The organism is Pedobacter sandarakinus (assembly GCF_026240095.1).
In the GTDB taxonomy this organism is placed as follows: Bacteria; Bacteroidota; Bacteroidia; order Sphingobacteriales; family Sphingobacteriaceae; genus Pedobacter; species Pedobacter sandarakinus.
On sequence record NZ_JAPIVG010000001.1, the window covers coordinates 976,894 to 993,718 of the forward strand.

The 16,825-nt window shown below is 39.2% G+C and carries 15 protein-coding genes; 8 read left to right on the top strand and 7 right to left on the bottom strand.

The features are described 5' to 3' along the window. The first annotated feature begins 82 nt into the window (after positions 1 to 82). From OQ268_RS04155 to OQ268_RS04165, 3 genes are all read left to right on the top strand, one after another. Positions 83 to 1,180, top strand: coding sequence for a Nif3-like dinuclear metal center hexameric protein (locus tag OQ268_RS04155; protein ID WP_265854835.1), 1,098 nt, complete (start codon positions 83 to 85; stop codon positions 1,178 to 1,180). Beyond that, positions 1,180 to 1,923 (top strand): zinc ribbon domain-containing protein, encoded by a 744-nt coding sequence (locus OQ268_RS04160; RefSeq protein WP_265854836.1) that lies wholly within the window; start codon positions 1,180 to 1,182, stop codon positions 1,921 to 1,923. Before OQ268_RS04155 ends, OQ268_RS04160 begins: the two co-directional genes overlap by 1 nt. Positions 1,924 to 2,070: 147 nt before the next feature. After that, on the top strand, positions 2,071 to 3,558 hold the full coding sequence (locus OQ268_RS04165) for a tetratricopeptide repeat protein (RefSeq protein WP_265854837.1): 1,488 nt from the start codon (positions 2,071 to 2,073) through the stop codon (positions 3,556 to 3,558). Here the strand turns inward: OQ268_RS04165 and OQ268_RS04170 are convergent. From OQ268_RS04170 to rsfS, 4 genes are all read right to left on the bottom strand, one after another. Next, complete coding sequence (locus OQ268_RS04170) at positions 3,555 to 4,631, bottom strand: 3-oxoacyl-ACP synthase III family protein (protein ID WP_265854838.1); 1,077 nt, start codon at positions 4,629 to 4,631, stop codon at positions 3,555 to 3,557. The two genes, OQ268_RS04165 and OQ268_RS04170, sit on opposite strands and share 4 nt — an antisense overlap. A gap of 156 nt (positions 4,632 to 4,787) precedes the next feature. Beyond that, a complete protein-coding gene (locus OQ268_RS04175) occupies positions 4,788 to 5,432 on the bottom strand; it encodes a LutC/YkgG family protein (RefSeq protein WP_265854839.1) in 645 nt (214 codons plus the stop codon). A 159-nt stretch (positions 5,433 to 5,591) separates the two neighbouring features. Continuing rightward, positions 5,592 to 7,700 carry an ATP-dependent zinc metalloprotease FtsH gene (gene ftsH / locus OQ268_RS04180; RefSeq protein ID WP_265854840.1) on the bottom strand — a complete coding sequence of 703 codons (2,109 nt, stop codon included), beginning with the start codon at positions 7,698 to 7,700 and terminating at the stop codon, positions 5,592 to 5,594. A 27-nt stretch (positions 7,701 to 7,727) separates the two neighbouring features. Beyond that, positions 7,728 to 8,102 carry a ribosome silencing factor gene (gene rsfS / locus OQ268_RS04185; RefSeq protein WP_265854841.1) on the bottom strand — a complete coding sequence of 125 codons (375 nt, stop codon included), beginning with the start codon at positions 8,100 to 8,102 and terminating at the stop codon, positions 7,728 to 7,730. A 44-nt stretch (positions 8,103 to 8,146) separates the two neighbouring features. Between rsfS and OQ268_RS04190 the strand changes: the two genes are divergently transcribed. From OQ268_RS04190 to pfkA, 4 genes are all read left to right on the top strand, one after another. Further along, positions 8,147 to 8,923, top strand: coding sequence for a biotin--[acetyl-CoA-carboxylase] ligase (locus OQ268_RS04190; RefSeq protein WP_265854842.1), 777 nt, complete (start codon positions 8,147 to 8,149; stop codon positions 8,921 to 8,923). 7 nt (positions 8,924 to 8,930) lie between these two features. Beyond that, the gene (locus tag OQ268_RS04195) at positions 8,931 to 9,380 is read left to right on the top strand and encodes a protein-disulfide reductase DsbD domain-containing protein (protein ID WP_265854843.1); all 450 of its coding nucleotides are present in this window, start codon (positions 8,931 to 8,933) and stop codon (positions 9,378 to 9,380) included. Between the two features lie 140 nt (positions 9,381 to 9,520). Then, complete coding sequence (locus tag OQ268_RS04200) at positions 9,521 to 11,203, top strand: protein-disulfide reductase DsbD family protein (protein WP_265854844.1); 1,683 nt, start codon at positions 9,521 to 9,523, stop codon at positions 11,201 to 11,203. Between the two features lie 4 nt (positions 11,204 to 11,207). Then, entirely contained in the window at positions 11,208 to 12,191 is a 984-nt protein-coding gene (gene pfkA / locus OQ268_RS04205) for a 6-phosphofructokinase (RefSeq protein ID WP_265854845.1), read from the top strand. 78 nt (positions 12,192 to 12,269) lie between these two features. Here the strand turns inward: pfkA and OQ268_RS04210 are convergent, their stop codons facing one another. After that, the gene (locus OQ268_RS04210) at positions 12,270 to 12,593 is read right to left on the bottom strand and encodes a heavy metal-binding domain-containing protein (RefSeq protein WP_265854846.1); all 324 of its coding nucleotides are present in this window, start codon (positions 12,591 to 12,593) and stop codon (positions 12,270 to 12,272) included. A gap of 285 nt (positions 12,594 to 12,878) precedes the next feature. On the opposite strand from OQ268_RS04210, the gene OQ268_RS04215 reads away from it, so the two are divergent. Beyond that, on the top strand, positions 12,879 to 15,932 hold the full coding sequence (locus tag OQ268_RS04215) for a VIT domain-containing protein (protein WP_265854847.1): 3,054 nt from the start codon (positions 12,879 to 12,881) through the stop codon (positions 15,930 to 15,932). A 166-nt stretch (positions 15,933 to 16,098) separates the two neighbouring features. On the opposite strand, the gene OQ268_RS04220 is transcribed toward OQ268_RS04215, so the two are convergent. Next, positions 16,099 to 16,476 (bottom strand): TM2 domain-containing protein, encoded by a 378-nt coding sequence (locus tag OQ268_RS04220; protein WP_265854848.1) that lies wholly within the window; start codon positions 16,474 to 16,476, stop codon positions 16,099 to 16,101. A gap of 4 nt (positions 16,477 to 16,480) precedes the next feature. Next, positions 16,481 to 16,783 carry a DUF2752 domain-containing protein gene (locus OQ268_RS04225; RefSeq protein ID WP_265854849.1) on the bottom strand — a complete coding sequence of 101 codons (303 nt, stop codon included), beginning with the start codon at positions 16,781 to 16,783 and terminating at the stop codon, positions 16,481 to 16,483. Between the last annotated feature and the right edge of the window lie 42 nt (positions 16,784 to 16,825).

Sequence of the window (16,825 nt, forward strand, 5' to 3'; positions counted from 1 at the left end):
GCTTATTTAACTAAGGCAGGTACAAGAGAATCAAATTGCCTAAACATCAATCACGAAATTCAAAATAATATATCTTTATACAATGAAACTCGCTGAAATAACCAATTACCTCGAGAGCATTGCTCCCCTAAACTACCAGGAAGATTATGATAATTCTGGCTTAGTTGTTGGCGATCCGAATATGGAGGTACGTGCTGCCCTGGTCGCATTAGATTGTATAGAAAGCGTGGTAGATGAAGCCATCTCCACTGGCTGCAACCTCATCATTACCCATCATCCAATCGTATTTAAGGGCTTAAAAAAACTCAATGGCAAAAACTATGTAGAACGTGTAGTGCTTAAAGCTGTTAAAAACAATATCGCCTTGTACGCCATACATACCAATTTAGACGCCATTCACACTGGCGTTAATGCCAGGATTTGCGAAAGACTGGGCCTTAGTGGAACCAAAGTATTATCCCCAAAAACAGGTTTGCTTAAAAAATTGGTAACCTATTGTCCACATGCCCAGGCAGAACAGTTGCGCTCTGCCTTATTTTATGCTGGCGCCGGTAATATCGGCAATTATAGCGAATGCAGTTTTAACGCCGATGGTGTAGGTACATTCAAGGGAAATGAAAACACCAACCCGTTCGTTGGCGAAAAAGGTGTACGCCACCGAGAGCAGGAGGTAAGGATAGAAATGGTATATCCTATGCAAGCCGAAAGAAAAATTCTTGTTGCACTTTTCGAAAACCACCCATATGAGGAGGTTGCTTATGATATTTATAAACTCGAAAATACACATCAACTGGTAGGCTCTGGCATGGTGGGTTGGCTGGAGTACGATTTAGACGGGCATGACTTTCTCCACCTGGTAAAAGATAGCATGCAGGCCAAAGTAATTCGACACACCAGTATTATTGCAAAACGGATTAAAAAAGTTGCGGTTTGTGGAGGCTCTGGCAGTTTCCTTTTAAAAGATGCCATTGCGGCCGGTGCCGATGCTTTCATCACTGCAGATTTCAAATACCACGAGTTTTTCGATGCAGAAGAAAAAATCATCATTGCAGACATCGGACACTTTGAAACTGAACAATTTACATCAAATTTATTGCTTGAAATTATTCAAAAAAAATTTACTAACTTTGCAATCCGTTTAACGGAGCAAAATACAAACCCCATAAATTACTTGTTTTAATGGAACAAACCGTAGAACAAAAGCTAAAGGCTTTATACGAATTACAAAATATCCACACAAAAATTGATAAAATTCGCCAGGTGCGTGGTGAATTGCCAATGGAAGTTGCCGATTTAGAAGATGATGTTTTAGGATTAGAAACTAGAATTTCGAAAATTAAAGGTGAGCTTGATGATCTTGAGGATGCAATTGTAACCCGTAAAAACACCATCAAAGATGCTCAGGCAGCAATTAAAAGATACGATACTCAGTTAAAAGAAGTTAAGAATAACCGTGAGTACGATGCCTTAACCAAAGAAATCGAAATCCAAGGATTAGATATTCAGGTATCTGAGAAAAAAATTAAAGAGCACGGTTTCGAAATTACTTCAAAAACTGAAATTTACGAGGCTACAAAAGCCGAATTAGAAGGCAGACAGAAAGACCTAGAAATTAAGAAAGCTGAGCTCGACGTTATTACTGCAGAAACAGAGAAAGACGAACATGATTTGCAAAAGAAAGCAGATAATTCTGAGCCGCAAATAGAAGAGCGTTTATTAGTTGCTTACAAGAGGTTACGCAAAAATGCGGTTAACGGCTTAGCAGTTGTGACGATAGATCGTGATTCTTGTTCTGGTTGTTTTAACCAAATTCCTCCTCAACGCCAATTAGATATTCGTCAGCGTAAAAAAATTATTGTTTGCGAGCATTGTGGCCGTATCTTGGTAGATGAAGCACTTACCCACGAAGTGGCTGAAGCTTAATTGCCAACTTTAAAATATTCAAAACGTCTTGACTAAAATCGAGGCGTTTTTTTTTTTTTACACAAAACAAGAATAAGTTTTTTACGTTAAATTAGGTATTTCCCCAAGTCCATAAGGATAGCCGAAATCAACCATAATTGTTTACGAATGAGTATCAGTATCCGCTTCATTTTTATTGCACTGCTTTTAATTTTCCCTACTACACTATTTGCCAATTTCGATTTCAATGCCAATTGTTTAAATGCTTATAAAAGTATCTTTGAACTTAAAATGGGAAATGCCAAGGCGTATATTTCAACCGAGAAGAAGCAGCACCCTAACAATGCTATTATTCCTTTACTAGAAAATTATGTTGATTATTTAACCATTCTTACCTCAGAGAGCAAAGCAGATTTCGATCGGTTGAAAGGCAATAAATCAATCCGTTTAGATAAGATCAGCGATGACGACAAAGCATCGCCCTATTACCTTTATGCGCAAGCAGAGATTAACCTGCAATGGGCCTTATTATACGGTCGTTTTGGCGAATATGTAAACGCAGCATTAGCCATTAAGAGAGCAAACGGAATGCTTCAAGACAATGCTAAGAAGTTTCCCAGCTTTCACCTGAATTTAAAGGGGTTAGGGTTGATAAATGTAGTTTTAGGCAATCTGCCTGATGGCGCACTAAAGTCTACCCTGGCTACTTTCGGCGTTAAGGGAAACCAACAAAGCGGGATTAACATGTTTGAAAAATTAGCAGACAATCTTCCTAAATCTTCTTATGAACCATTTTACGAAGAAGTGATTTTTTGCTATGCCTATGTGCTTAACGATGTGCTTCATAGTCCTGCTGCATACGCTAAAACTATAAAATACACTGAACGGATGCCAGATTCGAGCTTGCTGAAATGCTACCTACGGAGCTATGTTTGTGTAAAAACCGGACGCAGCGATGAGGCGATCCAGATTTTAGCCAAAAAGCCCGAAGGTGGCGTATTTCAACCCTTTCCATATCTCGATTACCTGGAGGGTGTTGCACATCTAAATAAGTTAGACCTCAATGCAGGCGCCTATTTCAATCGCTTTTTGCAAGCCAATAAAGGCGTAAGTTATATTAAAGATGCAAATCTTCATCTGGCTTGGATCTCGCTATTAAAAGGGGATAGGTCTGGCTATTCTACTTTCGCCAACAAGGCCTTAAACAGCGGTTACTTATACAACGAGAAAGACAAGCAGGCTAAGAACGAAGCAGCAGCCCCAGTGCCTTTACCCGAACTATTGAAAGCAAGGCTTTTGTTTGATGGAGGCTACTACACCCGGGCACTTTCTATTTTAGCTGATAAATCTATAAGTGATTTTACCACAGAAAAAGACAAAACAGAATTCAACTATCGTTTGGGGCGAATTTATGATGAGTTGGGTAAAGAAGATCAGGCTGTGGCGGCTTATCAGGCTGCAATAAATTCTGGCAGCAACCTGAAATACTATTACGCCGCCAATGCTGCCCTGCAGTTGGGGAAAATTTTCGAGAAAAAAAGGAATAACCCAAAAGCCAAAGAAGCCTTCAATACGGCCATTTCCATGAAAAATCACGAGTACGAAAGCAGTATTGAAAGTCAGGCAAAAGCTGGTCTGAAGCGTTTAAGTAATTAGAAACGGTAGATGAAAGCATTAATATGCATACCGGCACCCACTGATGCAAAAACAGCTATATCGCCTGGTTTTACGCTATAACCATTTACTTGTTCTTTTAGTACAAGATCTAAAAGCGTGGGCACTGTAGCTACCGAACTATTGCCTAGCCAGGAAATCGTCATTGGTACCAGGTTTTCTGGCACGGTATCTTTGCCATAAAGTTTAAATAGGCGTTTCATAATTGCCGTATCCATTTTGCCATTGGCTTGGTGCACAAATACTATATTAATATCGGCTATGGTTAAGCCTGCCTTATCAATGGCCTTTTTAATCACCTGTGGAACCTGTACAACAGCAAATTCGTACAGCTTTCTTCCATTCATCTTCAGGTAAAAATTACCACTATCTTCTTCTGGATGAAAACCTTTGCCCATCACGAGTAAATTGCTATAATTTAAAGCATGGGTTTCTGTTTTATGGGCAAGAATACCCATTTTATTGTCTTCTTCCTTTCCTTCGAAAATAACAGCACCTGCACCATCAGAAAAAATCATGCTATCTCTATCATGCGGATCTACGATTCGGCTTAGGGTTTCTGCACCAATAACCAGTACACGCTTAGCATCGCCACTCTTAATAAAATAGTTAGCTTGTATAGCGCCCTGTACCCATCCAGGGCAACCAAAAATAATATCGTAAGCTACACAATCCGGGTTAGAGATACCCAAACGTTGTTTTACTTTGGCCGCAAGTGATGGTAGCACGTCTATCCTGTTACTGCCCAAAGGGATATCGCCAAAGTTGTGACAAAAAATAATATAATCTAAGGTTTCCTTGTCTATTCCGGCATCGGCAATTGCTTTTTCCGCAGCCGATGCTCCAATATGATGGCTTAACTGATCAGGACATGCATATCTGCGCTCCACAATTTCTGTTATCTCTGAGAACTTATGTATAATTTCCGAATTCTCTTTTTCCAGCTTTAAACCGTTCTCAAAAAAAGTAGAATTAAGAAATTCGTTCCCTGAAATGATATTTTCAGGAATGTAACTACCAGTACCGATAATCACTGTATTTAGAACTTTGCTCATAATTATAATACCACATACTAAATTGGTATGTAGTATAAAAATATAGTAAATTATTGAATTTAAAAATTATTTCAACAAAGGAGTGTTGGGTTTCGCATTTTTTACCAGCTAATTACCTGCACAAGTTGCAACAGTGGTATAGAGATTAATAAATGGTTAGCTGAAATCATCAATTAAAAACACAAATAACTCTTTGGGTCCATGTGCGCCTAAAACTAAAGTTTTTTCAATATCGGCCGTTCTGCTCGGACCCGTAATCGTACTAATCATCGATGGTATTTGGTTACCATATTTTCTCTTGAGCAGTTGAAAGCCATCTTTCAAATCCAGCACCAGCTGGCTCGTTTTGGCGATAACAATATGATGATGGGGGAAAATGCTTAACCTTCTGCCTGCCGCACCCTGGTTACTTACCATTACACTGCCATTTCTTGCAATAAGCGTTTCGCATAAGGTAATTCCCACCTCTGCCTGTTCAAAATCTTTATCTGTTTGGTAGAATGGAAATTCATATTTACTTAAAAATGCTTGAAGTTCGGGCTCCCAGCAATAAATTTTTCTCCATTTGAATCGATCTGCCAGCTGTAGCATGTTTTCAAAAAAATCTATGCCATCCTCACAAAAAATAAAATTACCGGAAACCGCAGTAAGTTGCTCTGCAAAAAGGATTTCAAGTTCTTCTGTATTTTCCTTATACAAAGGGCTTTCTTCTAAATTAGGATAAGGATTTTCACGCTTTTCTAAAAGCGCTTTTCTTATCTTTTTTAGCATCTGCTCTTTGGATGTTGTATTATCCTTCATTCTTTAAAAACAAACCATTTTAATTTTTAAACCTCCAATAAGGCATGCCCCAAACTGATTAATAACAGTATAAAACAGATGAAACCTTGAATTTCTTAGGTTCAAGGTTTCAAACTTATGGATAATTGTGCTTATATGCAATCTAAAGCATGTTGCATCTTATTCTTTATCTGAAGCGGGATTTATTCCACCAACCTCGTTGTTGATATCAGTATCACCCACGCCATCGTGTATCAATCCTTCTGCGGCAGGTGTTTGGTCGCCCGTTCCGTTAACAAACTCATCATAAGTTGTACGCGTATCGAAAGGTCTTTTTCCTAAAATTTCCTCTAAATCAGCCTGGAACAGAATTTCCTTTTCCAAAAGCTTCTGCGCCAATTTTTCAAGTCCTTCTTGCTTATCTAAAAGCAATTGTTTGGTTTTGATATAAACATCGCCAATCAATTTACGCACTTCAACATCAATTAATTCTGATGTTTTATCTGAGTAGGGTTTGTTAAAGTTATATTCATTTTGTGGATCATGGAAAGACACATTTCCAACGGCATCATTCATACCGTAAATGCTAACCATTGCATAAGAAAGCTTGGTAATGCGTTCCAAATCATTTTGTGCGCCTGTAGAAATTTTACCAAAAGTAATATCTTCCGCAACACGTCCACCCATCGTCATACACATACCGTCTATTAGCTGTTCGGTGGTATACAAAAACTGTTCTTTGGGTAAATATTGCGCATAACCTAAGGCAGCAACACCACGCGGAACAATAGATACTTTAACCAATGGATCGGCGTGTTCTAAAAACCAACCAGCGATGGCATGGCCAGCCTCATGGTAAGCTACTATGCGTTTCTCTTCTGGAGAAATAATTTTATTTTTCTTTTCTAGACCACCAATAACTCGGTCAATAGCATCCTGGAAATCCTGCATATCTACCTGTTCTTTGTTTCTACGAGCTGCGATTAGTGCTGCCTCATTACAAACATTGGCAATCTCTGCTCCTGCAAAACCCGGGGTTTGTGCCGATAATTTCTTGGCATCTACCTCTTCAGCGGTTTTAATTGGCTTCAAGTGTACATTAAAAATATGCTCACGTCCAACTAAATCGGGTTTATCAATCGAGATTTGTCTGTCAAAACGGCCAGGTCTCAACAATGCAGAATCCAATACATCCGGACGGTTGGTAGCGGCAAGAATGATAATTCCAGAATCTGTTCCAAAACCATCCATCTCTACCAACAGCTGGTTTAGTGTATTTTCACGTTCATCATTTCCGCCCATTACACTGTTTTTACCACGTGCACGACCGATTGCATCTACCTCATCAATAAAGATGATACATGGTGCTTTATCTTTTGCTTGTTTAAACAAATCCCTCACTCTAGATGCACCTACACCAACAAACATTTCCACGAAATCTGATCCAGATAAAGAGAAAAAGGGAACCTGAGCCTCACCGGCAACCGCCTTAGCGAGTAAAGTTTTACCGGTACCCGGAGAACCCACTAACAGCGCTCCTTTGGGAATTTTACCTCCCAGATTAGTATATTTTTTAGGGTTTTTCAGAAAATCTACAATCTCCATCACCTCTTGTTTGGCCTCTTCTAAACCAGCAACATCGTTAAAGGTTATGTTAACCTGACTCTCTTTATCAAATAGTGTAGCTTTAGATTTACCAATACTAAAAATCTGGCCACCACCACCTGCACCACCGCCCATCCGGCGCATCATAAAAATCCAAAATCCGATTAACAATAACAGGGGTAAGCCAATGTTAAGCAGCAAACCCAAAAACGGATTGCTCCTGCTTTCTTTATCGGCCAAAATTCTTGGTTGGTCTGCAGGAAGATTCTTTTGAGATTCTGCTAACTGCTTGTCCAACCCATCCATAGTACCTGCTGTGAAATAAACAGTTGGTCCAGTATTCACCGCAGAAAAAGAACTGTTACTTTTGTACTGTTTGTATTCCGGTTTATTCTTTAAAGCATCTGGCTTAATATAAACCTCTACTTTTACCAAATCCTCGGCTTTGTAAGCCACCAAACGTTCAACATCTCCGGTTAAAAGCATTTTGCTTTCAAATTCCGGGTAGGTTACTTTCTTCCCGCCATCACTCGTAAAAAAGACTTGTGCCGCGATTACGGCAAGAATGATAGCCGCATAAATCCAAAATACGTTAAATTTTGGTCCCTTTTGTGGCTTTTTTGGGATGTTAGGAATCCTTTTCCCAAGTTTCTTGTTGTCGTTTGTATTTTGATTATCGTTCATTTTTCTTTTTCAAAATGGTTCTAGAGGTTATGCGCTTTGGTAATTTGTACTCTCAGCATCGCCCCACAATTCTTCTATGCCATAAAAATGGCGTTTTTCAGTCTTAAAAATATGTACTACTACATCGAAGTAATCAAGAATAATCCAATCTGCAGATTCAAATCCTTCTTTGTGCCTTGGATCGGCTTGGGTTGCTTTGTATATTTCTTTTTCAACACTATCTGCTATCGCTTTAACTTGCGTGGCAGAGTTTGCGCTGGCAATAATAAAATAATCTGCTACTGAGGTATGTATATTTCTTAGATCTAACCGCACTATATCTTCTCCTTTTTTCTCTTGTATGCCGTGTACAGCCAACTCAGAAAGGTAAGTAGAAAGGGCTACTAATTTCTTTTTTACCATTAAAATGCTTTAATTTTGGAATCACAATATTATAAATTCAACACTTGCAAAATAACACTTTTTCGACACTATTTGTTGGTCAAAATTTTATCAAATTAAAAGAAGTCGATTCTACAAATAACTTTTTAAAAGATTTGTTGTCAAAATCCGAGCCATTAGCAGACGGGACTGTAATTATGGCAGACAATCAATTTGCAGGCAGAGGGCAACAAGCGCAGGTATGGTTAAGCGAGGCTGGCCAGAACATAAGCTTAAGTTTGTATTTAAACACATCATTCCTTCCGCTTAATAAGCAGTTTTACCTAAACATCGCAGTAAGTTTAGCGGTTGGAGAAGCTGTTTCAAGCTTTTTAACCACTAACATTAAGGTGAAATGGCCAAACGATATTTATTTTGGCAGCAAAAAACTTGGTGGAATTCTTATTGAAAATACACTAAAAGGCGCTCATTTAAAATCGTCTGTTATTGGCGTAGGTTTAAACATCAATCAACAACGATTTACAGACAATATAGCTGATAGGGCCATTTCTCTCTTTAATATTTTAGGGAAAGAAACGGATCTTATGCTTATTTCAAATCAGTTTCTCATCTTTATGGAGAAATATTACTTCATGCTGAAGGCAGGTGAATATCAACTTTTACAAAACAATTACTTAAAGCAACTTTACAATTTCGATATTTCAGCATCTTACTCTTTTAATGGAGGGGTTTTTGAAGGGGTTATCAAAGGGGTTACAGATACCGGACAGCTGATCTTGGAAACAAGCAATGAACTGAAATCTTTCAATTTTAAAGAGATAGAATTAATACACACAAAATAACATACAAATGAAAAAAATCACCTTAGTGCTATCACTGTTAGTAATTACTGTTGCTAGCGCGTTTGCACAAATTGAAAAGCCAGTAACCTGGTCTTACGCAGCAAAAAAAGTAAGTAAAACCGAAGCGATTTTATACCTGAAAGCTACGATAGATGATAGATGGCATATCTATTCGCAAAACATAAAAGATGGCGGGCCTGTAAAAACTACGTTTACCTTTTCACCATCTAAAGATTTCGCTTTAGTAGGAAAAACAACTGAACCGAAAGCCATCGTAAAATTTGAAGATACATTTAAGATGAATGTAAGTTTCTTCGAAAAATCGGTAATTTTTCAGCAGAAAATTAAGCTCAACAAAACGGCTACAGTCGCCAAGGGCAAAGTAGAATTCATGGTTTGCAACGATAGGCAATGTCTTCCTCCCGAAGAAATAGAATTTAGCATACCTGTTAAGTAATTGATCTTTAAATATTTAAAAACAGTCCTGAAATTCAGGACTGTTTCTTTTTAAAGTAAAATCTATGTTTTGGCGAATAGCTTTCTCTAGTCGTTTATAAAATTATTCTTAATTTCACGGCCACAATACACCCCACACAAATGAAAAAGGTTTTAATACTCTTATTAATGGCCACAATGTTCATCGCATTGCCTGCTATTAAAAGCTATGCTTTTGTAAAGCAAGATACCACAACCACAGCCCTTCCAGATGATATTGTGTTTACAGAAGTTGGTTCTGCTGCAGATAGCGCCGCCAATAGTGCTGTTAAAGATTCGTTAAAGACAGATACAACAGAAAAAATAGCCCCGGCCGTGCCGAAGCCTGCTGTGGCTCTCCCATCGCAAGGTCTACTTTCTATCTTTGGGGCAGGATTTATTGCCGGTCTTATTGCCTTTCTACTTCCCTGTATCTTCCCAATGGTGCCTTTAACAGTAAGTTATTTTACTAAACGTGCAGAAAGCAAAGGAAAAGGAATTCAAGGCGCCGTAATATATGGGGTTTCTATTATTGTGATCTATGTACTTTTAGGTCTTTTAATTACCGTTATTTTTGGCGCCAGTGCATTAAACGAATTGGCGACAGATGGTTTCTTCAACGTTTTTATCTTCCTTATTTTACTTGTATTTGGTATTTCATTTTTGGGTGCCTTCGAAATAACGCTGCCCAGCTCATTTGTAAATAAGATGGATTCCAAATCTGATGCAAAAGGCTTAACAGGAATTTTCTTCATGGCAGCAACTTTAGCTGTTGTTTCATTCTCTTGCACGGGGCCACTAATTGGTACTTTATTGGTTACCGTAGGGCAGAGCGGCGGCTTTCTGGCCCCAATAATGGGGATGTTTGGATTTTCATTGGCCTTAGCCCTCATATTTGTCGTGTTTGCTATTTTTCCGAGTTGGCTAACTGGCTTGCCGAAATCGGGGGGCTGGCTAAATGCAGTAAAAGTGGTGTTAGGCCTTATAGAAATCGCGCTTGCACTAAAGTTTTTATCAACTGCAGATTTAGCATATCACTGGGGCATATTAGATCGGGAGGTATTTATCTCTATTTGGATTGTAATCTCACTTATACTGGGTTTTTATATCATTGGCAAAATCAAATTCTCGCACGATAGCGATCTTCCATACGTATCTACACCACGTTTGTTCATCGCTGGAGCTGCTTTTACGTTCGCGTTTTATTTACTTCCCGGTTTATTTGGTGCGCCACTTAAAGCTGTAAGTGCGCTGGTTCCACCAATGGCTACGCAAGATTTTGTTTTAGGACAAGAAAACACATCAGCAGGAGCCAACAATACGCCAAACCATCCGAAAAGAAAATATTCAGAATTCTTACACATTCCGCACAACATAGATGGTTTTTTCGATTATCAGGAAGCCCTTGCTTATGCAAAAAGCGTGAAAAAGCCATTATTTCTTGATTTTACCGGCCATGGTTGTGTAAACTGCAGAGAGATGGAAGCGAGAGTTTGGTCAGATCCACGTGTGCTTAAAAAACTAAAAGAAGATTATATTGTGGTATCTTTATACACAGACGATAAAACTGCTTTACCCGAAACAGAACAATTTGAATCGAAAATTTTGGACACTAAAGTGAATACCGTCGGTAAAAAGTTTAAACATTTGCAAGCGGAAAGATTTAATACAATTTCGCAACCTTATTATGTACTTTTAGGCACCGACGAAAAAGAGTTGGTTACACCGCCTATTGGTGTAGAATTTAATATTGATACCTATTTGCAATACCTCGATAATGGATTATCGGCGTTTGCCAAGAAATAAACAAATGAATAAGATTAAGCATATTGGTGTTCTTACCTCCGGAGGCGATTCTCCGGGCATGAACGCTGCAATAAGGGCTGTAGTGAGAGCCTCAATTTACTACGATATTGAAGTTACCGGCTACATCCGAGGTTATGAAGGGTTAATTAATAATGATTTTATCCCTATGGATCGCAAATCTGTAGCAAACATTATCCAGCGTGGTGGTACAATTCTTAAAACCGCCCGTAGTGAAGCCTTTAGAACAGTTGAGGGTAGGAAAACGGCATATCAGAATTTAAAAGATAATAACATTGATGCCTTAGTGGTAATTGGTGGCGACGGAACCTTTACCGGCGCAAACATTTTCTCTAAAGAATTCGATTTCCCAATCATTGGGATGCCCGGAACCATCGACAATGATCTTGCTGGAACAGACTTTACAATTGGTTACGATTCTGCCATTAATACCGTAATAGACGCAGTAGACCGCATCCGCGATACGGCAGAATCTCACGATCGCTTGTTTATCGTTGAAGTAATGGGAAGAGACTCGGGTTTAATTGCGCTTAGAAGTGGTATTGGCGTTGGCGCAGAAGCCATCATGATTCCCGAAGCCAATATGAATGTCGATGATATCTTGCTTAAATTAGAACATAGCCGTAAAGACAAAGCTTCCAAAATCATTATTGTTGCAGAAGGCGATGAAACTGGTGGCGCATTTAAAGTGGGCGAAATTCTACAAGAAAGATACCCGCATTACGATACTAAAGTTTCCGTTCTGGGGCATATTCAGCGTGGTGGTAAGCCAACCTGTATGGATCGTGTTTTGGCAAGCAGACTAGGTGTAACCGCAGTAGAAGGCCTAATTAATGGAGAACGTAGCGTTATGGTGGGTCAGGTAAACAGAGAAATTATTTTCACCCCTTTTGAACATGCAATAAAGCATATCGATGCAGAAAAGGTAAGTTCCAAGTGGCTTAAACTCATTGATATTTTATCTTTCTAAACTAAAGAAACAAGAAAAGTCTTTCCCGCACCGGAAAGACTTTCTCATTTTTGCCTAGCTTTCGCAATAAGCAATATCTTAACCTTCTAAAATTACGGCGGTACCACTGGCACTTACCATAAGCATACTACCGCCACTACCCACTGTCTCATAATCCAAATCCACTCCAACCACCGCATTTGCTCCTAATGCCGCTGCATATTGTTGCATTTCATTAACCGCTGTATCTTTTCCTTCACGCAGCACACGCTCGTAAGAGCTAGATCTACCGCCAACAATATCTGTAATTCCGGCAAACAAATCTTTAAAAATGTTTGCGCCAATAATTGTTTCTCCAGTTACCAGGCCAATATATTTTACAATTTTTCTGCCCTCAACTGTAGGTGTAGTGGTTACTAACATAATATCAATTTTTTAATAATTAGAACCTAAGCTACATTAATTGTTACATTTTTTTTTAGAAAAAGTTGCTGTTGTATTTCATAGTAAAGCAAGCCCCGCTTTCCGTTTCAACCTTTTTGCGGACGTGGTAAGCAGTTGAAAAAGTTGTTCAACAAAAAGGGTTTACCCTGCAATCGGGTTTAAAACACCTAAGAAAACCCAACTATTTCCCTCCGGCTAGCAAGTGCTGCAAATTTTTTTTATGCAATTGGGTTTCAGTTTGCATCACTATAAAAACCTTACATTATGAAACCATCAAAAAAACTCTTTATTGGCTTGCTATTGTTCACGGCAATTGGCGTTAGCGCACAAATGCCTGTATTAGAAGTTGCGCATACTGGCAAACCAACAGAAAACCCTGTAAAGCTCGCCAAATTAGGGATAGATGTGCAAATTACCGGCAACATTGCAACTACGGTAATGACCATGATTTTCCATAACAGCAGTAGCCAGGTTTTGGAAGGAGAGCTCACTTTTCCAATGCCAGAGGGCGTAAGCATTAGTCGTTATGCATTAGACATAAACGGAAAAATGAGATCTGCAGTAGCTGTAGAAAAAGCAAAAGCCACCGAAGTTTTCGAACGTATAGAACGCCAACGCGTAGACCCTGGTTTGCTAGAAAAAGTAGCAGGCAATAACTTTAGAACCAGAATTTATCCGCTTCCTGCAAACGGAAACAGAACAATTATTGTAGGCTACGAAGAAGAACTTGCTTTAGATGAAACAGGCGCCCTGCAATACCACTTGCCCTTAAGCTATAACCAACCCATCGCCAATTTTTCACTTAAAACAACTGTTTTTGAAAGCATAACCAAACCCCAGTTTACAGAAACGCCCGATGGGAACTTCAACTTAAAAGGAACCGGAAACACTTATACCGGGCAAATCAACAAAACTAACTATCAACCTAAAAACGGCTTATCTATCAGTTTGCCGAAACAAAGCAATTTGCCAGAAGTGCAAATGCAGAAAGCATCTGAAGGCTATTATTTCCTTGTCAATGTATTCCCGAAAAAACAAAGTAGGGCAAAGCAATGGGGAAATCACCTGGGTTTAATTTGGGATACATCTTTAAGCGGTTCGCTACGTGATATTAAGAAAGACTTTGATCTTTTAGAGAAAATTATCTCAAAAAAGCAAAACCTCAGCATTACCTTGGGCTTGCTCAACAATAACTTTAAAAACGGTGGAACTTTTAATATTTCAAATGGCAACTGGGCAGAACTAAAACAACGTTTAGAAACCCTGGTTTTCGATGGTGGCACCAATTTTAGCGCCATCAGTTCCCGCAATTTCGGGGCAGACGAATACCTGATATTTAGCGATGGCCTTTCTACATTTGGCCAAAACACGGTAAATCTTAGCAAACCAATTCACTGCGTTAATAGCTCACAGAAGGCAGACTACAGTACATTGAAATTTATCAGCCAGAAGTCTGGAGGGCAATTTGTTAACCTCAATGCGCAAAGCCCAAGCCAAGCTTTTGCACAATTAAATCAAGAAAATCTACAGTTCTTGGGCATAAAAAACGATGCTGATATCCGCCAGGTTTATCCATCTATGCCAGTAAATGTCAATGGGCATTTATCTGTTGCTGGAATATTAAACGGGCTAAATACCGAGTTTGTACTACAGTTTGGGTATGGAAACAATGTGGTAGCCGAGCAAAAGGTACACCTGAACGGTACTGAGCATGCCCTCAGTAGTATTGATGTAAGCAGAATCTGGGCACAGAAAAAAATTAGTGAAATGGATATTCAATACGAAACCCATAAAGATGACATTGCCGTTTTAGGCAAGCAGTTTGGCATTGTTACGCGAAATACCAGTTTAATCGTGCTCGAGAATTTAAGTGATTACCTACGTTATGAAATTACCCCACCCGATGAATTGAAAAGGGAATACGAAGTGGCTTTGAAACAGCGCCGAAATGAAATTTTGGAACGGAAAACGGATTTAATGGCAGACGCGATAGCCATGACGAAAGGCTTAAAACAATGGTGGAATACCCGTTTCGAATATACAGAACCTGTAAAATCTAAAGAGAGCTATCCCGTACCAGATCCTGTTGCAAACCATACCGTACTCGAGATGGCGATTCCTAGATCTGCTACAAGCCGCAGAGAGACTGAGGCACCACCACGAGTTGCGAGCGCAAAGTTGCCCGCTCCAGTAGTGAAACGAGATGAATTAACAAACAGCAATAATGCGCTTGCAGATGTGGTAGTGGTAGGTTACGCTACACAGCGCAAAACCGCGATGACGGGAGCGTCTACTACAATTGCAAACGAGGCATTGCAGGGGAGGGCTGCTGGCGTAAGCATTACACAAAACCACATACGCGGTGTAAGCAACGCGAGCACAAAAAAGGTTGTTATAAACCAACCCGTTATTATTGTGCCCGATTTCAAAAGCGACAAAGATTATATGAAATACATATTGGGCACGCCAGACAGCGCCTATCAGGCCTATTTAAAACAAAGGCCCAACTACCAATCTACACCTATGTTTTACTTTGATGTTGCCAATTGGTTTTACCAGCAAAAGGATAGCGTAAGGGCGCTTACCATTTTAAGCAGCATTGCCGATTTAGATTTAGAGAATGCAGACCTTTATAAAACGCTTGCGTATAAATTGAAACAAACCGGTAACTATCTGGAAGAAGTTTACATTACACAGCAGGTTCTAAAATGGAGGCCTATGGATGCACAAAGCTATCGCGATTACGCATTAGCCTTGGCTGATGCGGGAAAACATCAACTAGCGCTTGATTATTTATATAAGGTTTTAACCTTGGGTTACAATGCCCAAATTGCCAACCGAGATGATGGTATTGAAGAAATTGTAGTGGCAGAAATAAACAACCTCATTACTACACAAGGCAAAAAACTAAATACAAAGGCTATTGATAAACAATTGATCACTCCTTTGCCGGTTGATATTCGGGTAGTGTTAAATTGGAATAAAAACGATACGGATATCGATTTATGGCTAACAGATCCTACCGGAGAGAAAAGTTATTATGGGAATAATAAAACGAAAATTGGTGGCAGAATGAGTAACGATTTTACAGATGGCTACGGACCAGAGCAGTTTATGCTGAAAAGTGCTATTAAAGGGAAATATAAAATTGAAGCAAACTATTATGGCGACAGGCAAATTACCATTAGTGGGCCTACCACCGTTACTGCGGAAATTTATACCCGCTATGCAACCGGGCAGGAGCAACGTAAAATAATTGTACTACCCATGGAGGGAGGGAATAGCGGTGCCAGGTTTGTAGGAGAGTTTAAGTTTTAGCGCTTTGCAGGAGCGAACTAAACCCAAGCATTACTAAGCCAAGTAAGTTAAACCCGATAGCAACAAAAAGCCCGCCCAAATTTTAATTTTGTGGCGGGCTTGTAGTGGATAGCGGGGCGAATGTTTAAAAAATGCTTTTGCCTTTGCTTTCCAAATATTTAAAAAATTATGCCGATTGAAAGCCACCACCCATCCTAATCATCTGCAAGCTTTCGAAAACCATTTTCTGGTTATATTCAAAAGCCAGGCTTTTGTGGTTAATAACATCTACGATGGTACCAATCATACACAATCCGCCGGTGAAGAAATATAAAATTCCCATACCAATCTGGCCAATTACAAAGCGGTGGATGCCGGCAAAACCTAAAAATCCAATTAAAGCAAGCAACAAGATTTCTGATGGTTGTTTTCTACGGCTACCGTAAATCATTAAAAAATTACGCAACTGCTGCTCGTTTAAACCTGTTGTAGCTTGTTGTAAGTAAGCATATTCTTCTGGCGTTATACCTGGTAACGACATTAAAGGTGATTGAAAGATATCCATGATTTTATGTGTTTGTGGTTAATTTTTTAAACTTATTTTGATCTATTGTTAAATTGTAAATTCTATATACTATAATTAAAAGCGCCGGAAAACCAAACCAATGTGCGGCAAAACTTTCTGCAAATTCGCCATGAAAAATATGACTTATTGCTCTTCCTAAACCGCAGCCAGGGCACCATTGCTCGAAACCTAAATTAGCAAGCGGACAAATGGTAAAATGGTGCTCGTGCCCATTTGCCGTTGCCAGCAACACTAAAGCCAATACCCAGAATATGAGTTCTAAAGGAATCTGTTTTAAGTGTTTCAATGCTTTCAATTTATATTTTAGAGGTTTCGAGAGGGGGTTTGT

What these genes read in the sequence shown, in the direction of transcription:
- OQ268_RS04220 (WP_265854848.1), bottom strand. Translation starts at nt 16,476, where the DNA reads ATGGATATCTTTCAATCACCTTTAATGTCGTTACCAGGTATAACGCCA.
- OQ268_RS04210 (WP_265854846.1), bottom strand. Translation starts at nt 12,593, where the DNA reads ATGTTAGTAACCACTACACCTACAGTTGAGGGCAGAAAAATTGTAAAA.
- OQ268_RS04165 (WP_265854837.1), top strand. Translation starts at nt 2,071, where the DNA reads ATGAGTATCAGTATCCGCTTCATTTTTATTGCACTGCTTTTAATTTTC.
- OQ268_RS04175 (WP_265854839.1), bottom strand. Translation starts at nt 5,432, where the DNA reads ATGAAGGATAATACAACATCCAAAGAGCAGATGCTAAAAAAGATAAGA.
- pfkA (WP_265854845.1), top strand. Translation starts at nt 11,208, where the DNA reads ATGAATAAGATTAAGCATATTGGTGTTCTTACCTCCGGAGGCGATTCT.
- OQ268_RS04195 (WP_265854843.1), top strand. Translation starts at nt 8,931, where the DNA reads ATGAAAAAAATCACCTTAGTGCTATCACTGTTAGTAATTACTGTTGCT.
- OQ268_RS04160 (WP_265854836.1), top strand. Translation starts at nt 1,180, where the DNA reads ATGGAACAAACCGTAGAACAAAAGCTAAAGGCTTTATACGAATTACAA.
- OQ268_RS04170 (WP_265854838.1), bottom strand. Translation starts at nt 4,631, where the DNA reads ATGAGCAAAGTTCTAAATACAGTGATTATCGGTACTGGTAGTTACATT.
- OQ268_RS04215 (WP_265854847.1), top strand. Translation starts at nt 12,879, where the DNA reads ATGAAACCATCAAAAAAACTCTTTATTGGCTTGCTATTGTTCACGGCA.
- OQ268_RS04155 (WP_265854835.1), top strand. Translation starts at nt 83, where the DNA reads ATGAAACTCGCTGAAATAACCAATTACCTCGAGAGCATTGCTCCCCTA.
- OQ268_RS04200 (WP_265854844.1), top strand. Translation starts at nt 9,521, where the DNA reads ATGAAAAAGGTTTTAATACTCTTATTAATGGCCACAATGTTCATCGCA.
- ftsH (WP_265854840.1), bottom strand. Translation starts at nt 7,700, where the DNA reads ATGAACGATAATCAAAATACAAACGACAACAAGAAACTTGGGAAAAGG.
- rsfS (WP_265854841.1), bottom strand. Translation starts at nt 8,102, where the DNA reads ATGGTAAAAAAGAAATTAGTAGCCCTTTCTACTTACCTTTCTGAGTTG.